This is a genomic window from Ochrobactrum sp. XJ1 (assembly GCF_024701725.1).
Taxonomy (GTDB): Bacteria; Pseudomonadota; Alphaproteobacteria; order Rhizobiales; family Rhizobiaceae; genus Brucella; species Brucella anthropi.
This window is the reverse complement of the sequence record NZ_VDGD01000021.1, coordinates 17,700-41,529: the sequence shown is the minus strand read 5'-3', so window position 1 is coordinate 41,529 and position 23,830 is coordinate 17,700. Positions and strand designations below refer to the sequence as shown.

Here is a 23,830-nt window from a genome sequence, read left to right as displayed (position 1 = left end):
CGGATGAAATCTAGCGGGGGTCAAAATTGAATAAGTATTCGCCCGCTAGTGGGGTCAATATTCCACGCCGAAACACAGCTACGCGCCAACTCGCAAGCCGCGCCCGCCGCCGTGTGCAAGGTTTGCCGAAGGCGGACAGCGCCGACCGCGCCATGCGGTGGAAGCTCGTTGAAGCCTTTCTTGCCGCGGCGCGAGGCGGCAACTTCGAGGCGCTGGTATCCGTGCTGGATCCAGACGCCGTTTTCCGGGCCGATTGCGAAGCTACCCGCCAGGGTTCGCTTCCTGAGATCCGCGGCGCAAGGGCCGTGGCAGAGGCTTTCAAGGGCCGAGCGCACAGTGCGTTGCCGGCGGTTGTGGATGGGTGCCCTGGCCTCATCATAGCTCCTGACGAACATCGGCATTTTGTGCTACGCTTTTTCTTTAACGACAGAAAAATCATCGCAATTCGGGCGGTTGCGGACCCTGAGTGCCTCGCACGCCTCGACCTGAAACTGTCGCCGGGTTGATAATTGGTAACTAGTCCCCTCAGCCACTTCATTAGAGGAAATGGCGCATGGTGGAAGGGATCTGTACTTTTATTTCACGATTGGAATACCGGGCCTGCTACACTGAATGCCAACGGGCTCACCAATCGCAGTATACTCATCCGAAAAACCTTCATTTTTCGCAACGGCAGCGGCAGCAACGAGGTCGCTAGCCGTGGGAGCGCTAGCACCTTCGTTCCAGACATTGGTGTAACAGTCAAACGATTTCCAAAGTGATAGTTTCACTTTTCATGCTTCAACCACGGCTGATAGGCGGTAACCGGTCGGTCGGCTTGCGGGCGGAGAGAGGGTCGAAGTGGTCTGCAAAAATCTGTCGTGTAAGTCGGGCTTTGACACCCGACCATTGCGACAGGAATTCCCGTGAGAATTTAAAGACAGTTCTTCCTAATGCAACATTGAGGAATTTCGAGACAAATAGCCGAATAACAAACAGAGTTCGGCGATTGTGCGAGTGCGAAACGATCCATCAAATGCAGGGATCAAATACCTAATTTCTTGGCGAACGGAGCAGGCAGAACTCTTCGCCCCGGAAGCGAAGTGCAACATAGCTACATTGGTTCATGTGATCGATCAAACAGGCTTGCTCGGGAGTTGACATTTCTTCCATCGTGCAGCGCTCTGCCGCACATATCTGACTATAAATCTGACCGGTAGGAACATGCGCGACGAAAAGCGAGGTCTTCGGTCCTTTCGGGTTGAGAGTTTCATATGCGGCTATCAACCTCTCGAAAGCCTCGCGATCGTGCCCCACAGGGTCAAGGTCGATCCCCATCTCGCCAACCTCGCCCACCATTTTCATGTAGCGCAGATGTTTTGATTCAGAACAAATAAGTCGATCAGCCTTTGCGGGGATCGAAAACGTCAAGATAGTGGCACTGAAGATAACTGCCATCTTCTGCATTAATTCTCTTTCCATAGGCGATTAAGGGCCGTGTAAAGTTTTGGCTTTGCTGTCAATTCCGGCCATCTTAACGTCTGCGTCAGGGAAAGTCATTCATAACGACAAACGGCCACAATGAGGTCGGGAACAGACTGTCCGATTTTGCCGACCATGAATAAAATAGCCGCCATAGAACGTGACCCATCGCCAAGACCGTTATCGGCCCCATACCAGTCATGGCTATCGAGCAGGGATTAGGAGAGCCTGCTCGTAGCCCTGGACTTAAAGATATAAACATTTCTTTATGTGCTATTGACATTATGTGGCCGATGCAGGAAGGTTGCAGTGCCTAGGTTCTCCGGCTGTCGTGTTCGATACGTCGGAGCTAAGAGGGAAGTCCGTGCCCCGTCTCATTCGGGAAAGTCGGCGCTGCCCCCGCAACTGTAAGCGGCAAGCCGACGTCCAGAATGTCACTGGGGTTCTCCTTGGGAAGACGGACGATAGCAATGACCCGCTAGCCAGGAGACCTGCCTTGGCAAAGTAACGTCCACGGGCGGGGTGTCCTGGTGTGCCGTAGCAAAGACCGTGTAACGGTCTGTGTTGCTATGTGTCCGCTGACCCATGCCCCCAACTTATTGGGGTAGGTTATGTCTCAAACCGCAATTCCAGTCGCCGCCAAGGGCGAGCCGGTCGTAGATCGGTCGCATATCACGACGCATCACGACTTTACGTTCCGCGTCATGAGCCATCGTTTTGATGAGAACTATCACCCTTTGGACAATACGCGTATCACGACGAATTTTGCTAATTTGGCCAGAGGAGAGAACCGCCAGGACAACCTCCGTAACGCCTTGAGAATGATTGACAATCGTTTCAACGCGCTGGCGCATTGGGATAACCCGGGAGGCGATCGCTATTCCGTTAAACTCGAAATCATTTCGGTTGAAATGAAAATCGGTCCTGAAGGCAAAAACGATGCCTTCCCACTGATTGAGATACTGAAGACGAATATCGTGGATCGAAATACCAACGAGCGTATTGAGGGTATCGTCGGAAACAATTTCTCTTCTTACGTGCGGGATTATGACTTCAGCGTATTGCTGCCAGAGTACAATAAGAACCGATCCGAATTCGCAACGCCGGACAATTTCGGCGATCTGCATGGAAATCTGTTCAAATGTTTCCTCAATTCAGCTGCTTACAAAGAAAATTTCAATAAACCACCCGTCATATGCCTGAGTGCATCAAGTAGCAAAATCTATCATCGGACAGACAACCAACATCCTATACTTGGTGTCGAGTACCGGCAGAACGAGTTCTCGCCGACCGATGAATACTTCAGAAAAATGGGGTTGAAGGTTCGATTTTTCATGCCTCGATATAGCGTTGCACCTTTGGCTTTCTATTTTATCGGAGATTTGCCGGGTGATTACACGAATCTTGAGCTTATCAGCACTATCAGTACGATGGAGACCTTCCAAAAGATTTACCGACCAGAGATCTATAACTCCAATTCTCCAGCAGGTGCATGCTATCAACCGAACTTGAAGCAGCAGGACTATTCGCTGACCCGAATTGTCTACGACCGAGAAGAGCGTAGCAGGCTGGCTGTTGAGCAGGGAAAGTTCGCGGATGAGCACTTCATCAAACCATACAAAGAGATTCTTGAACAATGGTCTGCCAATTACGCTCATTGACGAACTAAAGATAAAAGGTCGCCCATCATGAAAAGACTATTGCCCACCTCAACGGCTGGAAGCTTACCGAAGCCCTCCTGGCTTGCACAACCTGAGAAACTTTGGTCACCCTGGAAATTACAGGATGAGGAGTTGATTGAAGGCAAGCGAGACGCTCTGCGTTTGTCCTTGGATGATCAACGACGTGCGGGTATCGATATCGTCAGCGACGGTGAGCAGACGCGCCAACATTTCGTCACGACGTTTATTGAGCACCTCAGCGGCGTTGACTTTGAGAAACGGGAAACCGTCAGAATTCGTAATCGCTATGATGCGAGTGTGCCGACAGTCGTTGGGGCTGTTTCTCGCTCAAAGCCAGTTTTTGTCGACGATGCAAAGTTTTTGCGTCAGCAGACCAAACATCCCATCAAATGGGCGCTGCCGGGTCCCATGACTATGATCGATACGCTCTATGATTCGCATTATAACAGTCGTGAAAAGCTGGCCTGGGAATTCGCCAAAGCTCTCAATGAAGAAGCCAAGGAGTTGGAGGCTGCTGGTGTCGATATCATCCAGTTCGACGAGCCTGCCTTCAATGTGTTTTTTGATGAGGTAAATGACTGGGGCGTTGCCACGCTGGAAAAGGCAATGGAAGGACTTCAGTGCGAAACTGCCGTCCATATTTGCTATGGTTACGGTATCAAGGCCAACACCGACTGGAAAAAGACCTTGGGATCGGAGTGGAGGCAGTATGAAGAAACCTTCCCAAAACTGCAGAAATCCAGTGTCGATCTGATCTCTCTCGAATGCCACAATTCGCATGTTCCCATCGATTTGATTGAACTCATTCGAGGTAAAAAGGTGATGGTAGGGGCCATTGACGTGGCAACCAACGCCGTGGAGACCCCGGAGAACGTCGCCAACACTTTGCGGAAAGCATTGCAATTCGCGGATGCCGACAAGCTCTATCCTTGCACAAACTGCGGCATGGCACCTCTGTCTCGTCAAGTAGCGGTCGGGAAGCTGCAGGCCCTGAGTGCAGGCGCGGAAATCGTCAGAAGAGAGCTTTCGGCTTAGTGTTGGAAAGCCGGGCTGCTCCATGTCACACAGCTGAAACCAAGACATTGTTGCGTGCTGAAGCCAGAAGGGTCGCAGGTCTCTTGCCCGTTTCAGCACCTGTTGCTTTTGGTCTAGCTGATGAGATCCGGTCGTCGTACACACCCTCAGATTGGGGAGGAGATAGCTTGTTCGCAGAGTTTTGCAAGTCTGTTTTATCACTTTCCCTGTATCGAGATCAGCTACTATTCGTACAAAGCTGTATTATCCGTTGGCTTCTGTTCCAGCCGTTTGGACCGATGTATGGAAACCATCTGACGCAGGTTTTCCTTCGCTTCACATCTGCGGTCGGGATAGCGGATCCGGCTTGCCGATGTTCTGCGCGATTGTCTCAACAACCGGTAAATCCGGTGCTGACACGCTTTCTCCGTCCAGTATCCTGCGGGCGCGATCCTTGTCGATATCACCTACCCAGGATGCGATGACCACGGTTGCCACGCAATTGCCGATATAGTTGCCGAGTGCACGCGCAATGCCCATGAACCAATCCACTGAGAGCACAAGGACCAGCCCGATAGCAGGAATGCTGGGGATGGCTGCCAGCGTCGCAGCGAGGATGACAATCGCCGAACCTGGCACCCCATGAGCACCTTTAGACGTTACCAAAGCGACACCAAGAATCGCCAGAAGATCACCTAACGCGAGAGGCGTATTCGTGGCTTGGGCGATGAAGACAGCAGCAAGTGTCAAATATATCGAGAATGCATCAAGGTTGAACGAATAGCCGGTTGGGATGACGAGACCGACCATGGTGTCTTTTATTCCAAGATGTTCAAGTTTGCGCATGGTCTGGGGTAAGACTGCGTCGCTCGAGGCTGTACCCGCAACAATACTGACTTCGGTGCGCAAATAGCGGAGCAGCTTCACGATGCTGAAACCGGCGGCCCTCAATATGGAGCCGAGTACGATGGCGACGAAAAGCGCAATTGTCAGGTAGAACAGAACCACGAGGTAGCCGAGTTGCGCCAATGATCCGATACCGTACCTGCCGACCGTGTAGGCTATGGCGCCGAATACGCCAAGCGGTGCCAGGCGAACGATAAATGCCATGATTTTGAAGACGACGTCGCCAGCCATCTCGATGATGTGAAGAAGCGGTCTGGCGCGCTCGCCAACTTGTGCAAGTGCGCAACCGAAGAGGATAGCCACCAGGAGTACCTGCAGGATATCACCCTGGACGAAACCACTCACGATCGTAGTGGGTATGAGCTTCATCAGGAACTCTACCGTGCCGCCGCTAGAGACTTCATGGGCCTTTTCAACGTAGGTGGAAAGGGCAGACGCATCGAGCTTGCTTACATCGATGTTCATGCCATGGCCCGGACCAAATACATAAGCAACAATGATGCCAAGCGCGAGCGCGATCGTGGTGACGACCTCGAAATAGATGAGAGCCCGGACGCCGACGCGCCCAACCTTGGTGAGGCTGCCAGCACCCGCAATTCCGTGTACAACCACGCAAAAGACAATCGCTGGGACCAACATCTTGATCAGCTTGATAAAACCATCGCCAAGCGGTTTCATTTGCATCGCCAGGTCAGGTATGAAGAAGCCAGCGGCGACACCAAGAACAAGCGCGATGCACACCTGTCCAAACAAGGACTTTGACCAACTCGGCATTTAGATTCCTCCCAATCAAAAAGGGGGAGTAATTTTCGCGAAAGCCCTCGAACAACGGCCTCCACCGTTTCCTCCATTCGCAGCATTCATCGTCAGTCCCCCTGACATGGCAATAGTTGCCGAATAAATTATCCGTGTCTAATATCAATTTATGAGAAATCTATAGGGTCACGCTATGAGAATGCGTCAGCTCCAGTGTTTCGTCGTTCTTGCGGAGGAATTGAGTTTCACTCGGGCTGCGCAACGTCTCAATATGTCCCAGCCGCCACTCAGTACCCAAATCCAAACGCTTGAACGTGAGTTGGGTGTGGAGCTCATCAACCGCACGAGCCGAAAAGTGGCATTGACCCGCGCCGGTAAGCTTTTTCGGCAATATGCAACCAATATGCTTGTGCAGTATGAGCGCAGCCTGCAGGAAATGCGCGAAATACATCACGGACAGGAAGGCTTGATCGAAATTGGGACGACAGGCTCAATCCTGCGCGGTGGCCTGTCGGAGTTGCTCTCCAACTTTGCCCAAGCTTATCCGCAGATCACCTTGCGCATACATGAACAGTCGCCCCAGACCCAGATTGATGAAGTTCGCCGGCGACGCACGGACGTCAGCTTCAATCGATCTATACCTCATGGAAGCGAACTTGCCTATGAGCATGCATGGCAGGAGGAATTGGTGGCGCTGGTGCGCAGCGACCACAAACTAGCTGGAAGAACCAGCATATCAATGACGGATTTGAAAGATGACCCGTTCGTAATACTACAGCCCGAGAGCTCGGACTTTGCGGCCTATGTCATGTCCTATGTCGTGGCATCCGGATACAGACCGCGTATTTCGCAACAAGTAATCGACGCACAGTCTATTCCGAGTCTGATTGCAGCTGGTTTTGGTGTCAGTATCGTTCCTGCCGGAATTGCCCATCTGACCTCGGGTCCTTTAGTTTTCCTGCCTATTCGTCCGGATCCACCAGTTTCGGATATTTACATGATCTACCATGCGGATGATCCGGCACCGGCATTGCAGTTATTCTTAACTAGAGTATGCCGGGAGCTCAACAGTACGTGTTCGGGCCGAAAAGTTAGATGATACCAGTTGTTGTTCTGTCCCTTGGTCACTCAGGGCACCAAGTAATTGTTTCCGCAGCGAAAATTATCGAATATTTACTAGAGAAAACTCCCAGGTTACCGATGACCTTGATCATAATTTGAGCAATTTTTGCAGTTGGAGCTTCCACGACGCCCATTTGTCTTTGGTGGCAAAAGAGACGTCATTGCCATGCCGACGGCTAGCAACACCAAATCATGGGCGAATGTCAACTAAGGTGTTGGAAGCAGCATGGCAAGCCTTTCCCCTTCGCGGCTCGCTTGTTCGTCCTGAAGCGTGCGTGATGTCACGGCACCCAGACCTGTAAGGCTGCATCAAGTGACCTGCGCCCATTGCCAGCAAGCCAGGACGCGAAAGTCAGCAACTCGGGATTAATTTCACGCATGGCCTCCAGATCGACCCGCTCGGCAAGCGGTCCATCTTCCAGGCTCTTTGCCATATGGGCGAGATCCGCGTTTGCGTCGAGAATGTCCTGGGAAAACCGTTCATAGGTTATCGGGCGACCGGCTGCTTCGCTAAGGGCGACCTCAAGCTCGCGCCCGGTCAGGCGGTCGCTCGCGATCTTAAGTGTTCTGGCACCAAAACGGGGTTTGTCGGCAAGTACGACAGCAACGATCTTGCCGATGTCTTCCACGGCGGTAAGCTGAATAGAGTGGTCCGGCCTGATGAGGGAAATCAGGCGGCCTTTGTCCAGACCGAAGCCAGGTCGCACGAGCATTTCCATGAAAATCATTGGCCGGATGATGGTCGTAGTCATGTCGAGCTGTCGAATATGGGCTTCAATGCGATGTTTGGCGTCGAAACGCGGAACGCCTGTCAGTTCATTCCCCACGCTGGCGCCCGACGAATAAACAAAATGACTAATGCCGGTTTCGGCAGCGATATCCGCAATCGAAATGCCATAACGAATTTCGTCCTCGGCGGCCAGGTTTCCCGGCAGTACGCTAAAGACGCCATAGGCGTCTTTAATCGCCGACCGGATAACATCGGTCTCTTCAAGTGCTCCCTGTACAAGATCTACCCCTGCATTCCGTAGTTGCTGAGATGCAGCTTTGCTGGAATCCTGAACGAGCGCGCGAACGGGCCATCCCGCCTTCAACAAGGCTTCGACGACAGATCCTCCCTGCCTTCCGGTAGCGCCAAAAACCAGAATGTGATGCTTGCTATTGGTCACTTGAAACCCTCGCGTTGGACAAGGACAGTCTATATATACAAATGTAGGTTTGCCGGAAGACGGCACATTTTTCAGCGTGAGGCACAAGGATGATACCCTTGAATGAACAGTTCGATGCCAGCACACCGCGTGGATCAGGCAACGACAGGCAATTCCGGCCCATTCCGTCAAATGGCGTTTGCAGCCTGCTGAGTGACAAATGGACAGTGCCGGTTCTTTGGCGTCTATCTCTCGCTGAAGATAATAGGCTCCGCTTTTCAGCATTGAGAAGAGAGGTCAGTGAAATCACCCAGCGCATGCTAACACATACGCTGCGCAATCTCGAGCGTGACGGCTTCGTTATACGACACTACTTCCCTGAAGTGCCGCCACGTGTCGAGTATGAGCTGACGGATATCGGCCATGGAGCCTTGCAAGCCCTGGAAGGGTTCAACTTCTGGGTTCACAACAATCTGGATGTCATCAAGGCGCGCCGACGCGTTTACGACCAGACGGAGTTGTAAATCCGGATTCCCATGCCGATCTCAATGCTCAGTGGTCGCTTCAGGTTAGTAGTGCTTGGCTACGACCGCTTTCCGCAATTTCGATTGGTTCCCTAAATAGCCGACTTTGGCTCGAATCGGTCGGACCGTTAATCGCCTCCATTTCAGTGATTAGCGTGGCATTCCCACAGTTTCCACAGCGGTAATGCCCTTTTCCTGTATTAACGCCTGAGAAGGGGTGGCATGTGGTCGGTCCGCTTTTGTGCCAGCCCATCCGATAGCAAGACCATGGGATTTGCGTCGAAAACGTACTGGACGAGTTTTCAAGCAGCCTTGGCCGTTCGTGCAACCTCTTCCGGGCCACGACGTAGGGGCGTGATTCATTGCCTTTGTTCGCGTGGCTTTCAGTGGCAAGAATGTCGAAGCCTGCACCGCATATATGCTCGCCCAGGTCCGCCGCCTGGAAGACGCCGGCGTGGGGTGCTTTGCCAATCGTGCGCATTGCGGACAGCAAGGCCAACCGAATAAATGGGTTCATATCTCCGACACACGGTGTCTTGGAGATGAACAAGCCGCCTGATGCAAGCAAGGCATGGATGCTGCGCAGCGTGCCGGGCAGGTCACGGACCAGATGGAGATAGTTGAATCCTAGGACTGCATCGAGCCCCGCTTCAGACATCAGCCAGGCCGTCTTAAAACTCGATGGGTTTGAGGTTCCTCAGGCGTTCCCTGTTATTCGATGCGGACTTGCAGGCATTTGGCTTATCGGCGATTTGGGCGGCATATGACATCAGCGGAGCACTTTTGGGTAAACTTCGTGCGGTTTATAAGGCGGATTTGTGCCGATCATGCCCTGACAGCTGCCATCAGGCCGGGCACGCCGACAAGGCTAATGGCCCTTTTGTTATTATTGGCGAGCGCCGTCAGGCTGAACGGTGAGGTTGCCTCCGGAACCGCTGTTGTCGCCAACGCGTTCCTCCTTGGCATCGCCGTTGTCAAGGCGCTTCATGTAGTCGGCTAGCTTCTCGTCGGCCTCGCGGATGAATTTCTACAGAGCACCACGCGTGAAGTTGCGGTCCTTGTTGTTGACCGCATTGATGCGCGTGCCGTCCATCGCCAGCAACTCCCGCCCGAACAGGCCGAACGGTCGATCCGCCGAAAGGTGGCGATTGTACGGAAATCCGGTTTCAGATGCCGCAGCAGCCAAATCACCTCGATGTTGTGATGACATTCCACCCCAGTCGTCGACTCGACCGAACGCGGTTGAGATAGCCGTATGTGTACAATCTGAGCAGATCGGCGGGATCGAAGCCCGACCGGTCGGTATCCTTCGCGTCAACCCGTAAAAAGCCGGCAGCCTTGAGATCGAGGCCGTCAACGAAGGCCTCGATGAAGCGGACCGGGTTGTCCGGTCTCACACAATCATCGACTGCTTCCGGCAGAAGCAGTAATTGCGAGCGGTCTGTTCCAGAAAGATGTGCCATAGTAAAGTATACCATCACCCGCTATCTGCAGGAATCCACAATGAGTTTTCAGACCGGGGAACCGCATGGGACATTTTAAGCTTGTTTATCAGAGCTATCCGCTCGACCTTCCAGTCGAAGAGCCACGCATCACCTTGCGGGCCTCAAGTGGATCTTGGCCTGGTCAGGAGCTGGAGAACTACGTCGTGCTGGATTTAGAAGTGAAATCTCCGAAATTCTTCTTCGATCCCAACAATGACCCCGAGGATGACGTCTCCCAGTGGTTGAACCCGGGTCTGGATACACAGTGGCTCAAAATACCATTGAAGCGCTTCGAGAACCGTGACTATCGCAGCCTCCAGGAAATCCGGGCCGACTTCCAGGGCGAAGGAACTCGAAACGCTTTGACGAGTGAAGATTGGTGGGAAGCCCAGGTCTTATCACCACCTACGGCGATGAGTTTTTCGCTCGTGCGGAAATTTCCATCCGTCACGACGGTGGTGGCATGTTTTCGGTTCAGCTTTCAGGCGCCACCCAGTTTGCCACTGCCTTTGACATAGCCTTTAGTGCTCCCCTGACCGTCAAGCTGGTCGGATATCGCAACTCGTCGACCAAAGATGATCTTTTAGGCTGGTTCAACAGCTTTCTCAGAAAAGACGACTTCATCTTCACGCCGCTGCAGCGAGGTGAAGACCTCTATCTCAATGGTGCGGTCAAGTAACAGCCGCGCCAATCGCGCTGAATGCTTCGAGAATGATCGTCACAGCACCGTCCCGCTTGTGGCTTCAATTCGGGTGTACCCGGCTTTATTGATCATCATCGCTTCTCTCCCTCGGGCTGGGGCCCTGTTGCGGCGGCACGCAGCCGCGAAGTCCTGGATAGCGATCAACGGGGATCGCCGGTTCACGATCGGAACGTCAGCCCCCTTCACGTAGCCCAGACCCTCGACGATCTTTCCGTCCCGCACGCGCATGATGTTGACGCCTCGAACCCGGTCCGCTTCGTGCTCGCTCCAGCAAAGCTGCCAGCGGATGATCCCGCGGTCATCTATCGCGGAGATCTCCTCAGCCTTAAAGACAAGGTTGGCCGACGACGCGACTCCCTTCCAGAAAGTGAGGCAAGCCTCGCGCCCCTCGTAGAGCGTGCCATCCGGGGCCGGCGCCGTATTTTCGAGAACACAGCCGTCGCCGATGAGATCATCGAGGTCTTCGGGGCGATGCTGCTCGAATGCGTTGTGGAAGCGTTCCACGATTTCGCGGGTAATTTTGCTGTCACTGGTCATCTTCTCACCTCATTGAGCGATGGAGCCGCGTCCATTCCGCGCAGACATGACGGACCACGGCTCGATTCGAACGGATATTGTCGGCTTGGTTCTCTCTCACGTGCCTTGCGACTGGCCACATGCGGCCGTTCATTCCGGCAGCGGCGCCGACTTACCAGGCGTCTTGGCGTAGGCCAGGGCTTCGATGACCCTCCCGTCACGAACACGTATCAGGGTGACGCCGCGGATCGAGCCGCCGTCGCCGAAATGGAACCGCCAACGGATGTTTGCGCGGTCACCCATGACGACAGTGTCTTCGACCTCGAAGCGGTTGACGCGGTCTGCAGCCATGGCCTGCCAGAACGCCAGGTTGACATCGTAGCCTTCGTAGCGCGTGCCGTTCGGTGCCGGCTGGATTGACTCCATGACGCAATCCGGCGCGACCAGTTCCTCGAAAATCTCGGGATCGTGCTCCTCAAACGCCTGGTTGAATCGGCGGATGACTTCGGCTGTGTCTTTCGTATGCATGGCCTCCTCCCATACAGACAGGTCTGTCTATGTGTTGTAATATACAGACCTGTCTGTTAGGGTCAAGCGATGAGGCAGAAAAAATCTGAAACCCAGTCCGAAGCGGGTTCCGCGCGTCGTCGATTGCTCGACACCGCGACCCGGCTTTTCTACGAAGGCGGCATCCATACCGTGGGCATCGACCGCATCATTGCGGAAGCCGGCGTGGCCAAGGCGACCTTCTACAATCACTTTCCATCGAAGGACGACCTCGTCGTCGCCTATCTCCAGGAGATCGATAGGGTCGGGCGGGCAGCGGTGGCCGCGCTTCCGAAGCAATCGCCCCGGAAAATGATCTCAGCGATCATGGAGCGCATCAGCGAGACTGTGACTGCGGGCCCCTGGCGGGGATGTCCGTTTCTGAACGCGGCAGCCGAATATCCAGATCCGGCCAGCGCCGTACGGCAGTCCATCGATGCGCGCCGCGCCTGGTATCACGATAGCCTCCAGAGCCTTCTCGCAAAGGACGGCGATCCGGCTCCTTCCGTCACCGCGTCCCTCCTCGTCGCGCTTTCGGACGGTCTCCTGGAAAGTGCCTATCTGGATGATGCCGAACGTGTCCCCGCCCTTGTCCGCGAGGCGGTAGCCAGACTGCTCGATCGCCGATGAACGCCACTCGCCAACAAAGCCGCACCGGTCTTCGCCAGTTCCTCGATTTCGAGCAACAGCGCGATTGGATGGAAGGCAAAACGATCCTGCGCGACGCCGACGAGCGCCTGGAATCCCTCGAACTGCGTTTCAAGTACGCCGCCCGGTTCGAGAAGCTGCTGCGTATGCCACAGGCTCCAGAGGTTCTGGAGATTCTTAGGCGCTACAGTCGCGACTGCATCCCGATCCCGCGCCGGACTGAGCGGCACTACTGGTCGGTCTCCTGCCTGCCGTCGACCCCTGGCAAGGCGCTCGTCCGCATCAATGCGAGCTGGATGGAATTGTTCTCGCTCTATGCGGATGGCGACGATATCCGTGCGCTGTTCGTGGTGCATCTTTCCGATTTCACCACCGACCATTCACGCGACCGCGGCCAGGTGGACGGCGCTTTCCTGGAACGTTGTGTCGTGGCCCCGGGAGACGTCAGCTATTTTTTTCCCCGCGGAGAGGACATGTTCGGCGTCAAGGTCCGCGGCTTTGCCTCCATCGGCAAATTCCTCGCGACGAGCCGGGCGTTGCGGGCCATCCGGGCATTCAATCTGAGGCACATGAACCGGGGCCGGAACGCCTATCAGGCGAGCCACTGCTACAGCCTGGCCGATCACATGCTGAGTGACGAGGGGCGCTGAAGCCGCGAACCGCCGTTGAAAACTGTAGTCTAAATGGCCAAGGAACCATTTCTAGCGACGCAGCCCAGTCTGAGCTAGCAGCGGTGGTATTGCAGCCTTATTTGCTTTATTCTTACATAAGGCGCAAGGTGGTCATCGATAGCAATTGAAACGGGTGCTGTCATTCGGGCTTCAAATGCCTGACCCGCAACAAAGGAGGACATAATGTCTTCCATCGCCTTGAATTCCAGAAACATTACTATGATTTCGCGCCTTCTTAGGGAGGCTCGCAAACCTGGCGACACGCAGGATTTGCGCACTGACGCTGCACGATATCTCGCACGCCGGTTTCAGGAGGGAACTCGTGATGAAGGTCGCCTGCAGATCGCCCTGAAACAGTTCATCCAGAAGCATAAAGCAATGGCAAAGTCCGCTGGTCGATATGATGACGGCGGCGGCGCGGTAAAAATGGAAAAATAATTTCCCTTTCATTTCCTAACCCTAGCAAAAAGTTTCGATGATTTTGACGTCGGAGTATGCTTTGTCGGCTACGATGCAATGACCTCGGTTCTGTTTCTAATCGATAAAACCGCACTGCAGCGACAGAATTATCGCTTCTTGCTGTCTTCGACGTCTCTCGGAATCTGATCTACAATGTTGCCCGCGACGTTCACTCCCAGGCTCCGCCAACCTCCTATCGGATCACTGTGGAGGACATGAAGTAGCTCCTTCTGCAAATCTTGAAGTAAAAGGTGAATCTATAAGCGGCCACATTTCTGCCTCAGTTGCTTTACTCGAATATAAGGCGCAAGGTACGTTTCTCGACAGCTTTTGAAACGGGCGCTGTCGGTTTTGAGTGTAGACTCAAGCCCCAATACAAGGAGGACGAAATGTCTTCCAAAATTATCCGACCATATTTTGGCCCGACTGATTTCCGCATGATGCGCGAAATATTGCGACGCGCTGGCTATCGGCTTTACGATACTGCAGAAAACCGGGCCGCTCACCTGGCCGCAGCAAAGTTGCTCATTCAAGAATTTCAATCTGGTCGCTCGCCATCGCGAGCGATGTCGAAGCTTTCTCGGCGGCATACAACTGAGAATAGGGACGAATCCCCAGCCGTGATTTGAACCATCAACGGATTGGCACAGTATGCAAGAAATAGTAAATTCCTCAAAACAGGAAGTTTTCAAAATGCCCCGTGGTCAGAAAAGAAGTAACCGAGAAATAAGAAAACCAAAGCAAGACAAGTCCAAGGCGAAAGTTACGTCAAATGAAGTTGTTGCAGGACGCTTCCCTACTCCTACCAATGACTTGGTCAAAACCAAACGGCATTAGTTATAGCTGTGCCGCTTTACCAAGAAAGACGAGGCGATAAGCTCCTCTGGAGAACCACTCAGTACGTTCATCTAGACCCTAAACAGGAGCCGAACTCGCTTTCCCTCGTATTCATGCTTAAACAGCAGAGCAAAAGACGTAATACCCTGCCGCTGCCTCGTACTTCGTTCAAACTTCGAAAGATGCGGATGGTCGGAATTTATAAATCTCAATGATCCAAGTCCAAATAATTTTGGATGCTTTGTTATATATTGATCTGATTGATTATTATTGGACATATCGCAACATCCGTTTGAGGATATAACTATGGCAACCTCTACTATTAGTTCAACAGGCGATCTGTATTGCGAAGGCAGGAATCTCGGATCTGTTCACTACAGCATTTCCCTGCTTACAGAAGGCGAAAAGACGTTCACAACAGGGACGATGTGGGCGAGCATGGAGATGCTCCGGCAAGCTTATTCAAGCGAGATTGTTCAGTTAACGTCGGAAAAAGGTGAAGGCTTGCTGAGCGTGGACGTACGAAACGTCAGCATCCATGGAAGTGCAGACTTCATTCTCGTGGGAAAGCATACGTTTTAGAGCTTCGCATGACTGCTTGGTAATTAATAGACGTAGGAGCCGAACACCCAGACGACCAGCCCGACATCGATGCATATTATGAGAAACGCGATCAGATACACGCTCACTTTACGATCCAACGATTTCCCAACTGACATTTTCTCCTCGCCAGATCTGTCACGTGTCATTGAGACGGTACCAGCCCCGAAAGACCCTCACGAAATATGCCTCTCGGTCCCGAAGCGACGTTGCCGCATTAGAGCTCAAATAACTTTTCAACCAAGGTAAATACGTCGAGGGCATGTGTTTGGCTAAACATCTTGCGCTGAACGGTTCGCGGACCCGGTTTTCTATCCGCACAATATTCCGGATCGCGGGATAGAGCTGGTCGCGGCGAACCCCGGTCCTTCGCACTCTCACCTCAACGTCTGATATTGGGGAACGCAAAGTATCAGCCATGGGCAAGCCTCAACCGGAGCCTCTTTCGAGGAGGCCATTGCAGGACTGAGGACTTTGCCGTGACTTGCGGGGCCGTATAGCCACCTTCATTCTCCCAGGCTTCCAGTTCTCTTTGATTGGATTGTGACAAGCGTTGGGCGCGAATTGCCAAAAGCATGTCCAGCATCTGGACGGGATCGTGGCGCCCGTCGCTGAATATCTCACAAAGGTGTTTGGCGGCTTCCAGGCGGGTCTCTGGCTTTTCGCACCCCTCCAACGAATAGCCTGAACGTTGCAGAAAAGCGCGAAGCAAAGGGAAGTCTTCAGGGCCAAAGTAGGGCAGGTGTGAAGCGGAAGACATCGCGTGTCCCCCTTCATTTTTGGGGCCGGAGATTGTTCCCTCCCGACGACAGCGCCCGTTTCAATAGCTGTGGATAATAAACAGTGCGCCTTTTCGAGTTAAAGCGCAAGCAGTCATTTGATATTTATGTATTTAGAAATAATCAGCCCAAGAATCTGTTGGATATTCATGATCCGGAGAAAATCAACGCGTCGCCTTATACTCTTGCATCCTCTCGACTTCATGAATGAATTGTTCAGCATACTGAGCTGTATTAACATAGTCCTGTTCATTGGAGCCAATGATATGATGGCGCGTGAACACCGCCTTTAGTCGATCCAGAAATTTGGGTTCAGTTTCAGCCAGATGCCCGATGAGAACCTGAAGTATTTGCTCGTGTGCAAGAACCTTTCGTTCTAGAGCTGTGGTGTCATTAGCCATTGCGTTTACTCCTCGGTAAAGAATGGCGCGGCGACCGGGAACGTGAGAATCCACCGCAAGAACGCCGAAGAATGTTCGCAAGCTGCGTCCAATCCTTTGATGGTGAGTTCATCTGTTCATGAGCGTTTCTTAGGTCGCTTCTGCTGGCCGTCGTGTCCTTATCGTGACGTGGGCGTACAGAAGTTTCCAATCCAATGTTACGATTACGTTGTTTTTTCATGATAGCCTCCTCATTAGACTTCCGGCCATATTAAAGTGCCTTTGCGAGTTCGTTGCCGCACGCAGTTGCCAGCGCGGTGTTGGGTTGCTCTGTTCCCAGCGGTGTGGCCCAACCTGACTTCTCGATAAGGCTACGGCGAGAGTAAGCTGGGGCGGCCTTAAACTCAGCCAGGATGTTCACAACAGCCGGATCGTTTCTTGATTTTTCAAGACAGTAAGGTGTCAGGGCGAGCGCCACCCCGTCCGATATGTTGGATACAATCAGGCGCTCAGAAGTGCCGTGCGTGACCCAACCTCCGACGGAAAACCCAATAGCAATTGCCGCAATGGCACCAACCAATGCTCCGCCGAGGGCGGGCTTTAACCATTCAAACCTGTTCATGATGGTATCCGATCTTCAACGATCGAACGCACATAATTATGCGTTGGATTTTGAATATAGCACCATCTATATCAATTTTCGCGAGAATTCTTCTAGTTTGTTAATTTTAAGTTGTATGCCTACGGGTAGTTCTCATAGTCACCTAATTTTTGGAACAAACACATTTTCTGCAAGTAGGGTGTGCGGCGTCTGTAGCGGCTTGGCTCGCTTCGGCAGGCGAGGACTTTTCAGGTTGATTCATTTGCCATCATCCCCCATAATTTTCTGACGTTAATGTTGTGGGGTGTTCCTTTGGCACATGCAGAAGGGAGGCCACTATGCCGCTATTTAACGAAGCGAGCCGGATATATAATCCGCTTGAAGTCAATTTTATGCGGAGCTGTTCTAGCAATGCAGCGATAATGCTCGAAGAAAGCGATCGCACCTATTCTCCATCAGAATTAGCATCCGGCATCATCATGTTATACGAGAGCGGGTTGAGAGACCAATCGTACATCTGTGAGCTATCCGCGCGTCTGGCGCACCAGAAGTATCAAAAGCGCCACTCGAAAGGTGTTTACCCGGTAGCTAACTGCACTCCTCACTTAACGCCGGGTCATGGCGCAGCGCTGCCTAGCTCGTCCCTAAAGCAGGGCATTTTTCATTAACCGCAGGGTTGCACGAAGCTCAGCGGATAAAGCGCACGGGGAGGACATGCACCTCATTTGCCAAGCGTGGCCCGGGATGTTTCTGGACATCCCGGGCCTTATGCAAAATACCTATTTCGATTTGGCAATTATCGGAACATAGCCGCTGCACGTTTGTTCTACCGAAAAAGATGAAGGCGTTGGGTGCATGCCAGAACGGCCAAACATATACCATACCGCTAGTCGTTTTACGGCGGGCGTGAGACATCGTGATCTCCCCTCACAAGCAATAGCAGACGCGTTGAAAGACGGATTGATGACGACATCCTCCAACATTAACGAAGATACCTTTTTGGAACTTTTAGTGCGCCTGGAAGGTGCAGAGAAAAAACACGGCGATTGAAAAGCTACTTGATTTTCACGTTTTCCTGAATAAAATTTTGCCTGCCGATGACATATGACTTCTAGCCCCGCGCGGTTCTCGCTGCGGGGTTCTTTTTTTATGCAGAGCTAAATTTCCGAAGATGAAATCATTCGGAATGTTTCAGATCAAGTATCTCGCCCCTAAGTGACCTTAATTGTACGCTTGCTATCAAACCACAAACAGTCCACCCTAAATTGTCAGTGAATTGATTGAATACGGGCTCTGCTGACATGGGTTCAATTGCCCTTGCCCGCAATTTGAAAGGAGGACGCCATGTCTTCCAATATCTATAATGGCGATTTTCACTCAAACCATCGCATTCTGAAGCAGATGATTATTAAGGCCGGCTATCTCACGTCCAGGATGAAGCCCCTACCAGGACCTAATTACAATGAGTCAGCGATAATCCTGAAGAATTTTATGGCTGGAGTAATGGGCGACATTCAAACGGACCCAGGTCCACAGACGGAAATGTCTTCCGCCTATGGGACGGCTTAACAATTATCGTTTGAGAGCGCCCAAACCGGGCCTCTCAAATAATAAATTTGAAATCATTATTTCACTGTAAAAACAACGAAAATATTAAGCGATTTAAGTATTTTTCATCAATTTAATGAACCGTAATATATTAATAGTTTGACAAATTTTATTTAAACAAATAAAATAAAACTATCGAGATTTTCTTGCTGAGCTTTGATCCCTGCGCGATTAGAACCGTGCGCTGAACGAAAACTCCCTTTAAAAAATCGTTTCATCTCTGCGTTTTTCAAACGCAGCTATCAATATTGCTATGAAAGGGGTTCACATGAACACCGGCACAGTTAAATGGTTTAATGCAGCAAAAGGCTTTGGCTTTATTCAGCCTGACAATGGCGGCTTGGATGCATTTGTTCATATTTCTGCAGTTGAGCGCGCAGGCTTGCATACGCTCAATGAGGGCCAGAAACTGACTTATGACCTGGAACAGGATCGTAAGTCTGGGAAAATGACTGTTTGTAATTTGCAGGCAGCGTAAATGAGGCTTCTTCTTTCTTGTGACCACGGATGTACTGGCACGAATGAAAGAACTAGCTTTGGGCCAAGCAATGCTTGGCCTTTTTTTATTCGCCTCATAAGGAACTTCTCACTTGACGCAAAATTCACTGATTTATTTTACGAAAGATACCCTTTTCATGCGAATTCCATCAGGTAGAGAGTCAATCGCCTCACGCACAGACAAAGCTGTACGTTCTATCTTGGACGCTGAGGTAAGTGAGCGGGATGCCAAGACTCTCCGCTTGCGAAAACAACGTCTTGAGGGAAAGAGCATTATGCCGTCGACCTCAAAAAGGGTGGGCGTAACAGCCGGTAGCGTTAAGCTCACAAGTTCATTGATGACCAAGGACAAGGGAATGACACCTAAATGACCAAAGCGCGGCTCATTGTTGTCGCGGCATTTGATCGTAATGGCGCCGGTGAATTAGTTTCTGCATTCGACCCAATGGCTTTTGAAACCGAGGGTCGTGCTTTACGCGCAGCGGCGGAATTGCAAGGAAAGCACATTGGAGTTGTAGCCTGGAGCCGCGAAGCAGATCCTGATATTGGAGAATATGGCCCTCCCGCAATTTTGTTTCAGTATGGCGATATCCCAGATATGGATTAGCGCTCTTTAATTCAAGAATGGCCATACATTCAGTTTGCCAGAAATCGATAGCAAGTCTTGGAGATGTCGGCGAGCGCGAAGGCCATGCTTTTGTGCTTAATTGGGCTTTGTTGATAAAGTGGGTTCTCGCATGCCGAAATTATCAGCTATGTGGCTCATATATTCAAGCAGGACTGGCTCAAGCATCGGATTACCTACATTCGCCTGGCGGCATTAACCGAACGAGATGAACGGCAGGTTCCTTATATGAAAGCGAAAAGCTGACCGACAGTTCCCGGCCCTACGCCACGAAGCTTGAATTTGCGCGTTCTTCCACCAGCAAATGGTGGCCGAAGGAGAACTGTAAGCGATGTTCTGTCCCCACGTTGCCCGAAGTCGCCTGATCTGTGATCGACCTTCTCCATGGACGAGCGAGAAGGAGTTTCTCCATGGAGACTACGTTGGAGGTTCTCATGACGCCGCAGGGGCGACGTGAGGTTCATCGTCAATGGCCGGACGAGGTCAAGGCTCGGATCGTCTCGGAGAGCTTGCGACCAGGCGCGACTGTGAATGAAGTAGCGGGGCGCTACGGTCTGAAGGCCAACCACCTGTCATCCTGGCGAACACTGGCGCGGCAGGGCAAGCTCGTTTTGCCCGAGCCAGAAGACGCGGTCGAGTTCGCTGCCATGGTTGTAGAGACGCCCGCGCCAGAGCCGCCAGCCGCCAAGCAGGCCTCCCGCGCCGAGATTGTCATCGGCCCTTTCACCATCCGACTTGAGGAAGAGGCGTCTGCTGCCCGGATCGCCGCCATCGCGCGTGCCCTGGCGGCGACGACATGATCTTTCCATCGAATCGCGTTCGGATCATGGTAGCGACCAAACCAGTCGACTTCCGCAAGGGGCATGACGGACTGGCGGCGCTTGTGAAGAACGAGCTGCACAAGGACCCGTTTACCGGAACAGTCTTCTTGTTCCGCTCTCGCAAGGCGGACAGGTTGAAGCTGATCTACTGGGATGGCAGCGGAATTGTGTTGGCCTACAAGCGGCTGGAAGAGCACACCTTCACTTGGCCCGGCATACGGGATGGCCTGATGACTCTGACCCACGCCCAGTTCGAGGCGCTGTTCGCTGGCCTCGATTGGCGGCGGGTTCGTGCCGTCCAGACGAGAACGCCGGAGACCATCGAATAGCTGCGGCACGATGACTCAGCACGACAGATTCCGAAGGCAAATCGGGACGGGATTTGGTAGTTTCCGGGTATGTTGGTTGCCGCCGATCTTCCCGATGACGTTGCTGCCCTGAAGGCGATGCTGATTGCGGCCCAGGTGCGCGAGGCGTCCAAGGACTTCGCGATAGCGAGCAAGGACGAGCACATCGCTCGTAGGACGAGCGGATAGAGCGACTTGAGAAGCTGGTCGCAGCCTTCAAGCAGGCCGCCTTCGGACGCAAATCCGAGAAGACCGATCCCGACCAGTTCGATCTGGCCCTGGAAGACCTGGAAACGGCCATGGCTTCCATCCATGCTGAGGATGAAGGGGACGCTCCCACTGGAAACAGGATTGCCAAGCCACGCGCGATCAATCGCGGCTCCCTCCCAAAGCATCTCCCGCGTATCGAAGAGGTAGTCGAGCCGGAAAGCCTGATCTGCGCCTGCGGCGGATGCCTGCATTGCATTGGCGAGGATGTCTCCGAGCGGTTGGACGTGGTCCCGGCGCAGTTCCGCGTCCTCGTCACCCGTCGCCCCAAATATGTTGGGGTGGACGGCCCCCGAACGGCATCAAAAAGTGCCAGAGTGAGTCGTTGGATCTCAAACATAGGGGACCGTCCGTGGACAAGATTATCCGTGTCGGTATTGACACGTCAAAGAATGTTTTTCAGTTGCATGGGGTAAACATTGCCGAGAAACCGGTGTTGCGCAAGAAGTTGCGTCGCAAGGAAATGGTGGATTTCTTTACGAAATGCCCACCGACCGTGATTGCGATCGAGGCTTGTGGCGCTTCCCATCACTGGGCTCGATTGCTGACCTCGCTCGGGCATGAGGTGAAATTGATCGCGCCGCAGCTCGCAAAGCCCTATGTCAAAAGAAACAAGAATGACGCTGCTGATGCTGAGGCGCTATGCGAGGCGATGAGTCGCCCGACGATGCGGTTCGTACCAGTGAAAACCGCCGATCAGCAAGCTTCGCTAATGTTGGTCAACATGCGTGAGCGGGCTGTCGCCGAGCAGACGCGGTTGGTCAATACAATCCGTGGCCATGCGGCAGAATTCGGGTTGATCGCCGCCCAGGGCATCTCTCATATTCCGCAGCTTCTTGAACGTATCATGGTCGATGAAAATATTCCCGCTTTGGCTCGTGACCTGTTCGCCTCTCTCGCCCAGGAGTTTGCACAGTTACATGAACGCGTGAAAGAGCTGGAGGCAAAACTGATGACCATATATCGCGGCAACGAATGCTGCCGCCGTCTTGCAAAAATCCCCGGTGTCGGGCCGATCGGGGCAGTACTGCTCGTGATGAAAGCGCCATCACCTGAGCTGTTCGCCTCTGGAAGGCAGTTTGCTGCCTGGATGGGCTTGACGCCAAAGGATCATTCGACTGCCGGCAAAGTCAGGCTTGGGGTTATAACGAGAGCCGGTGACGAGGCTTTACGCAAGACATTGGTGGTAGGCGCCACCGCTGTGCTTCAGCAAGTCCGTGCGGGACGTGGGCGCAACGCTTCTCTCTGGCTAGATCAATTGCTCAAGCGGAAGGTGCCGAAGCTTGTGGCTGTCGCACTGGCAAACAAGATTGCACGCATTGCCTGGAAAATGATGGTGAGTGGGGAGGCATACAGACAAACTGCGCAGCCAGCCAGCGTGGCATAGAGGTCAGCTCGTTTAGGCACGTGGTATGACGCCGCCGTAATTAGCTGACACGTAAACTTGCAAGAAACGACGGATGGTATGGTCGATCGATCGAGGCTGATATTACTCCGTGGCATGCAATGATCGCTGTGGTCGCAAATCGGCGGCGGCAGATCGCAAATATGTTTGGAATATCAGTCGCGAAACCCATCTTGGCCAGCGTTCATGTGCGAGCGCACCAACAGGCCGGACATATGCACGCAAGCGATTCGATCAGAAATCATCAAAAACATTCTTGCAGGAAGGGGGCCGTCCAAATATGCGTGCCGTGCCTGCACCGATGGCGTCGTCCAGGCTCCGGCACCTGCACGCCTGATCCAGGCGGGGCTGCCGACGGAAGCGACCGTCGCCCATGTCTTGGTTTCCAAATATGCCGATCATCTACCGCTTTATCGGCAGGCTCAGATCATGGGTCGCCAGGGCCTCGATCTCGACCGCTCTACGCTGGCCGACTGGGTTGGTCGGGCCACTTTCGAATTACGTCCCGTCTTTGATGCGTTGATTGACGACCTGAAGCGCTCGACCAAACTGTTCATGGACGAGACCCGTGCTCCGGTTCTCGACCCCGGCTCGCGTAAGACCAAGACCGGATACTTCTGGGCGCTGGCGCGTGATGACCGTCCTTGGGGCGGCGGTGCCCCACCAGGTGTCGCCTTCACCTACGCTCCCGGTCGAGGAGGCATTCATGCCGAACGGATATTGCAGGGCTTCTCCGGTATCCTGCAAGTCGATGGCTATGCCGGATACAACAGGCTGATCGCACCAGACCGCGTTGAACCAGACATTCAACTCGCCTATTGCTGGGCTCATGCTCGTCGCAAGCTGGTGGAGATCACCCGCAACGGAGCAGCATCTATTGCCGAGGACGGCATCAAACGGGTCGGCGAACTGTATCGCATCGAGGCCGAACTGCGCGGTCTTGATCCGGAGGCTCGCTTCGCCGGGCGACAGGAACGGTCTGCGCCACTCGTTGCCGACATGCGAACCTGGCTTATCCATAACCGCGCCCGCGTCGCAACGAAGTCCCCGCTCGGCGAGGCTTTGGCCTACATTGCCAAATACTGGGATGGTCTGAAGCTCTTCCTTACCGACGGCCGCATCGAGATTGACAACAACAGTGTCGAGCGGACCATCCGGCCGATAGCCCTCAATCGGAAGAACGCACTCTTCGCTGGGCACGATGCCGGGGCCGAGAACTGGGCGACCATCGCCTCGCTCATCGAGACCTGCAAGCTCAATGCCGTCGATCCGCTGGCTTATCTGACCGCCACACTCACTGCCATCGTCAACGGCCACAAGCAGAGCCAGATTCATGAGCTTCTGCCTTGGAATAATTCGCCCTTGAAGCGCACTAACAGGCAACAGTAGCGGGGCAGATGGCTGCGCACGAAGGTATGCAGC

General features: G+C 53.2%; 28 protein-coding genes, 3 pseudogenes and 1 riboswitch. Of the genes and pseudogenes, 19 read left to right on the top strand and 12 right to left on the bottom strand.

Annotated elements, in window-relative coordinates; translation table 11 throughout:
• Nucleotides 1-26 precede the first annotated feature (26 nt).
• Nucleotides 27-506, top strand: coding sequence for a sigma-70 family RNA polymerase sigma factor family protein (locus tag FG152_RS24775; protein WP_181152418.1), 480 nt, complete (start codon nucleotides 27-29; stop codon nucleotides 504-506).
• A gap of 526 nt (nucleotides 507-1,032) precedes the next feature.
• Here the strand turns inward: FG152_RS24775 and FG152_RS24770 are convergent.
• Complete coding sequence (locus tag FG152_RS24770; protein ID WP_036589286.1) at nucleotides 1,033-1,446, bottom strand: hypothetical protein; 414 nt, start codon at nucleotides 1,444-1,446, stop codon at nucleotides 1,033-1,035.
• A 313-nt stretch (nucleotides 1,447-1,759) separates the two neighbouring features.
• Nucleotides 1,760-1,974: riboswitch (cobalamin riboswitch) on the top strand.
• A gap of 98 nt (nucleotides 1,975-2,072) precedes the next feature.
• On the opposite strand from FG152_RS24770, the gene FG152_RS24765 reads away from it, so the two are divergent.
• Both FG152_RS24765 and FG152_RS24760 read left to right on the top strand, forming a co-directional pair.
• Entirely contained in the window at nucleotides 2,073-3,122 is a 1,050-nt protein-coding gene (locus tag FG152_RS24765; RefSeq protein ID WP_080692132.1) for a DUF1852 domain-containing protein, read from the top strand.
• Between the two features lie 27 nt (nucleotides 3,123-3,149).
• Nucleotides 3,150-4,178 carry a methionine synthase gene (locus tag FG152_RS24760; protein ID WP_036589288.1) on the top strand — a complete coding sequence of 343 codons (1,029 nt, stop codon included), beginning with the start codon at nucleotides 3,150-3,152 and terminating at the stop codon, nucleotides 4,176-4,178.
• 315 nt (nucleotides 4,179-4,493) lie between these two features.
• On the opposite strand, the gene FG152_RS24755 is transcribed toward FG152_RS24760, so the two are convergent.
• Complete coding sequence (locus FG152_RS24755; protein WP_105529399.1) at nucleotides 4,494-5,837, bottom strand: C4-dicarboxylate transporter DctA; 1,344 nt, start codon at nucleotides 5,835-5,837, stop codon at nucleotides 4,494-4,496.
• Nucleotides 5,838-6,012: 175 nt separating this feature from the next.
• Between FG152_RS24755 and FG152_RS24750 the strand changes: the two genes are divergently transcribed.
• Nucleotides 6,013-6,918, top strand: coding sequence for a LysR family transcriptional regulator (locus tag FG152_RS24750; RefSeq protein WP_036589293.1), 906 nt, complete (start codon nucleotides 6,013-6,015; stop codon nucleotides 6,916-6,918).
• 304 nt (nucleotides 6,919-7,222) lie between these two features.
• On the opposite strand, the gene FG152_RS24745 is transcribed toward FG152_RS24750, so the two are convergent.
• Nucleotides 7,223-8,110 (bottom strand): NmrA/HSCARG family protein, encoded by an 888-nt coding sequence (locus FG152_RS24745; protein WP_036589296.1) that lies wholly within the window; start codon nucleotides 8,108-8,110, stop codon nucleotides 7,223-7,225.
• A gap of 89 nt (nucleotides 8,111-8,199) precedes the next feature.
• On the opposite strand from FG152_RS24745, the gene FG152_RS24740 reads away from it, so the two are divergent.
• Nucleotides 8,200-8,613 carry a winged helix-turn-helix transcriptional regulator gene (locus FG152_RS24740; RefSeq protein WP_036589298.1) on the top strand — a complete coding sequence of 138 codons (414 nt, stop codon included), beginning with the start codon at nucleotides 8,200-8,202 and terminating at the stop codon, nucleotides 8,611-8,613.
• A 328-nt stretch (nucleotides 8,614-8,941) separates the two neighbouring features.
• Here FG152_RS24740 and FG152_RS24735 read toward each other — a convergent pair.
• The 4 genes and pseudogenes from FG152_RS24735 to FG152_RS24720 form a co-directional block, all read right to left on the bottom strand.
• Nucleotides 8,942-9,262 (bottom strand): annotated as a pseudogene (locus tag FG152_RS24735) (class I SAM-dependent methyltransferase); the annotation flags it as partial.
• A gap of 176 nt (nucleotides 9,263-9,438) precedes the next feature.
• Nucleotides 9,439-9,561, bottom strand: a complete 123-nt coding sequence (locus FG152_RS24730; RefSeq protein ID WP_255354083.1) for a hypothetical protein — start codon at nucleotides 9,559-9,561, stop codon at nucleotides 9,439-9,441.
• Nucleotides 9,562-9,640: 79 nt separating this feature from the next.
• Nucleotides 9,641-9,799: a hypothetical protein gene (locus FG152_RS24725; protein WP_235784230.1), complete on the bottom strand. Its 159-nt coding sequence runs from the start codon at nucleotides 9,797-9,799 to the stop codon at nucleotides 9,641-9,643.
• Nucleotide 9,800: 1 nt separating this feature from the next.
• Complete coding sequence (locus FG152_RS24720; protein ID WP_235784231.1) at nucleotides 9,801-10,076, bottom strand: transposase; 276 nt, start codon at nucleotides 10,074-10,076, stop codon at nucleotides 9,801-9,803.
• 397 nt (nucleotides 10,077-10,473) lie between these two features.
• Between FG152_RS24720 and FG152_RS24715 the strand changes: the two genes are divergently transcribed.
• Complete coding sequence (locus FG152_RS24715; RefSeq protein ID WP_235784232.1) at nucleotides 10,474-10,776, top strand: hypothetical protein; 303 nt, start codon at nucleotides 10,474-10,476, stop codon at nucleotides 10,774-10,776.
• Between the two features lie 39 nt (nucleotides 10,777-10,815).
• Here the strand turns inward: FG152_RS24715 and FG152_RS24710 are convergent, their stop codons facing one another.
• Together FG152_RS24710 and FG152_RS24705 are read right to left on the bottom strand one after the other, a co-directional pair.
• On the bottom strand, nucleotides 10,816-11,337 hold the full coding sequence (locus FG152_RS24710; protein WP_105529398.1) for a nuclear transport factor 2 family protein: 522 nt from the start codon (nucleotides 11,335-11,337) through the stop codon (nucleotides 10,816-10,818).
• Between the two features lie 129 nt (nucleotides 11,338-11,466).
• Nucleotides 11,467-11,844: a nuclear transport factor 2 family protein gene (locus FG152_RS24705; RefSeq protein ID WP_036589300.1), complete on the bottom strand. Its 378-nt coding sequence runs from the start codon at nucleotides 11,842-11,844 to the stop codon at nucleotides 11,467-11,469.
• A 69-nt stretch (nucleotides 11,845-11,913) separates the two neighbouring features.
• Here FG152_RS24705 and FG152_RS24700 point away from each other — a divergent pair, with 69 nt between their 5' ends.
• The 5 genes from FG152_RS24700 to FG152_RS24680 all read left to right on the top strand — a co-directional run bounded on the left by FG152_RS24700 (nucleotide 11,914) and on the right by FG152_RS24680 (nucleotide 15,059).
• A complete protein-coding gene (locus FG152_RS24700; RefSeq protein ID WP_043061640.1) occupies nucleotides 11,914-12,492 on the top strand; it encodes a TetR/AcrR family transcriptional regulator in 579 nt (192 codons plus the stop codon).
• Nucleotides 12,489-13,160, top strand: a complete 672-nt coding sequence (locus FG152_RS24695) for a hypothetical protein (RefSeq protein WP_036589303.1) — start codon at nucleotides 12,489-12,491, stop codon at nucleotides 13,158-13,160. Before FG152_RS24700 ends, FG152_RS24695 begins: the two co-directional genes overlap by 4 nt.
• Before the next feature lie 204 nt (nucleotides 13,161-13,364).
• Nucleotides 13,365-13,619 (top strand): hypothetical protein, encoded by a 255-nt coding sequence (locus tag FG152_RS24690; RefSeq protein WP_036589305.1) that lies wholly within the window; start codon nucleotides 13,365-13,367, stop codon nucleotides 13,617-13,619.
• A 410-nt stretch (nucleotides 13,620-14,029) separates the two neighbouring features.
• Nucleotides 14,030-14,269 carry a hypothetical protein gene (locus FG152_RS24685; protein ID WP_144405822.1) on the top strand — a complete coding sequence of 80 codons (240 nt, stop codon included), beginning with the start codon at nucleotides 14,030-14,032 and terminating at the stop codon, nucleotides 14,267-14,269.
• A 514-nt stretch (nucleotides 14,270-14,783) separates the two neighbouring features.
• Nucleotides 14,784-15,059 (top strand): hypothetical protein, encoded by a 276-nt coding sequence (locus FG152_RS24680; protein WP_036589308.1) that lies wholly within the window; start codon nucleotides 14,784-14,786, stop codon nucleotides 15,057-15,059.
• A gap of 430 nt (nucleotides 15,060-15,489) precedes the next feature.
• Here FG152_RS24680 and FG152_RS24675 read toward each other — a convergent pair whose 3' ends face one another.
• The 3 genes from FG152_RS24675 to FG152_RS24665 form a co-directional block, all read right to left on the bottom strand.
• Nucleotides 15,490-15,837, bottom strand: a complete 348-nt coding sequence (locus FG152_RS24675) for a hypothetical protein (protein WP_036589312.1) — start codon at nucleotides 15,835-15,837, stop codon at nucleotides 15,490-15,492.
• 183 nt (nucleotides 15,838-16,020) lie between these two features.
• Nucleotides 16,021-16,257, bottom strand: a complete 237-nt coding sequence (locus FG152_RS24670; RefSeq protein WP_051517915.1) for a hypothetical protein — start codon at nucleotides 16,255-16,257, stop codon at nucleotides 16,021-16,023.
• Nucleotides 16,258-16,507: 250 nt separating this feature from the next.
• Nucleotides 16,508-16,858, bottom strand: coding sequence for a hypothetical protein (locus FG152_RS24665; RefSeq protein ID WP_036589314.1), 351 nt, complete (start codon nucleotides 16,856-16,858; stop codon nucleotides 16,508-16,510).
• Between the two features lie 1,323 nt (nucleotides 16,859-18,181).
• On the opposite strand from FG152_RS24665, the gene FG152_RS24660 reads away from it, so the two are divergent.
• The 8 genes and pseudogenes from FG152_RS24660 to tnpC form a co-directional block, all read left to right on the top strand.
• A complete protein-coding gene (locus tag FG152_RS24660) occupies nucleotides 18,182-18,406 on the top strand; it encodes a hypothetical protein (protein ID WP_036589317.1) in 225 nt (74 codons plus the stop codon).
• A gap of 307 nt (nucleotides 18,407-18,713) precedes the next feature.
• Nucleotides 18,714-18,923 (top strand): cold-shock protein, encoded by a 210-nt coding sequence (locus tag FG152_RS24655; protein WP_029928430.1) that lies wholly within the window; start codon nucleotides 18,714-18,716, stop codon nucleotides 18,921-18,923.
• A gap of 387 nt (nucleotides 18,924-19,310) precedes the next feature.
• Nucleotides 19,311-19,550, top strand: coding sequence for a hypothetical protein (locus FG152_RS24650; protein ID WP_036589319.1), 240 nt, complete (start codon nucleotides 19,311-19,313; stop codon nucleotides 19,548-19,550).
• A gap of 428 nt (nucleotides 19,551-19,978) precedes the next feature.
• Complete coding sequence (gene tnpA / locus FG152_RS24645; RefSeq protein ID WP_036589321.1) at nucleotides 19,979-20,368, top strand: IS66-like element accessory protein TnpA; 390 nt, start codon at nucleotides 19,979-19,981, stop codon at nucleotides 20,366-20,368.
• Nucleotides 20,365-20,718 carry an IS66 family insertion sequence element accessory protein TnpB gene (gene tnpB / locus FG152_RS24640; RefSeq protein ID WP_036589322.1) on the top strand — a complete coding sequence of 118 codons (354 nt, stop codon included), beginning with the start codon at nucleotides 20,365-20,367 and terminating at the stop codon, nucleotides 20,716-20,718. The genes tnpA and tnpB overlap by 4 nt, the downstream gene beginning before the upstream one ends.
• Nucleotides 20,719-20,787: 69 nt before the next feature.
• Nucleotides 20,788-21,278: pseudogene (locus FG152_RS24635) on the top strand (IS66 family transposase); the annotation flags it as partial.
• A 77-nt stretch (nucleotides 21,279-21,355) separates the two neighbouring features.
• Nucleotides 21,356-22,390 carry an IS110 family RNA-guided transposase gene (locus FG152_RS24630; RefSeq protein ID WP_036589325.1) on the top strand — a complete coding sequence of 345 codons (1,035 nt, stop codon included), beginning with the start codon at nucleotides 21,356-21,358 and terminating at the stop codon, nucleotides 22,388-22,390.
• Nucleotides 22,391-22,672: 282 nt separating this feature from the next.
• A pseudogene (gene tnpC / locus FG152_RS24625) lies at nucleotides 22,673-23,797 on the top strand (IS66 family transposase); the annotation flags it as partial.
• Between the last annotated feature and the right edge of the window lie 33 nt (nucleotides 23,798-23,830).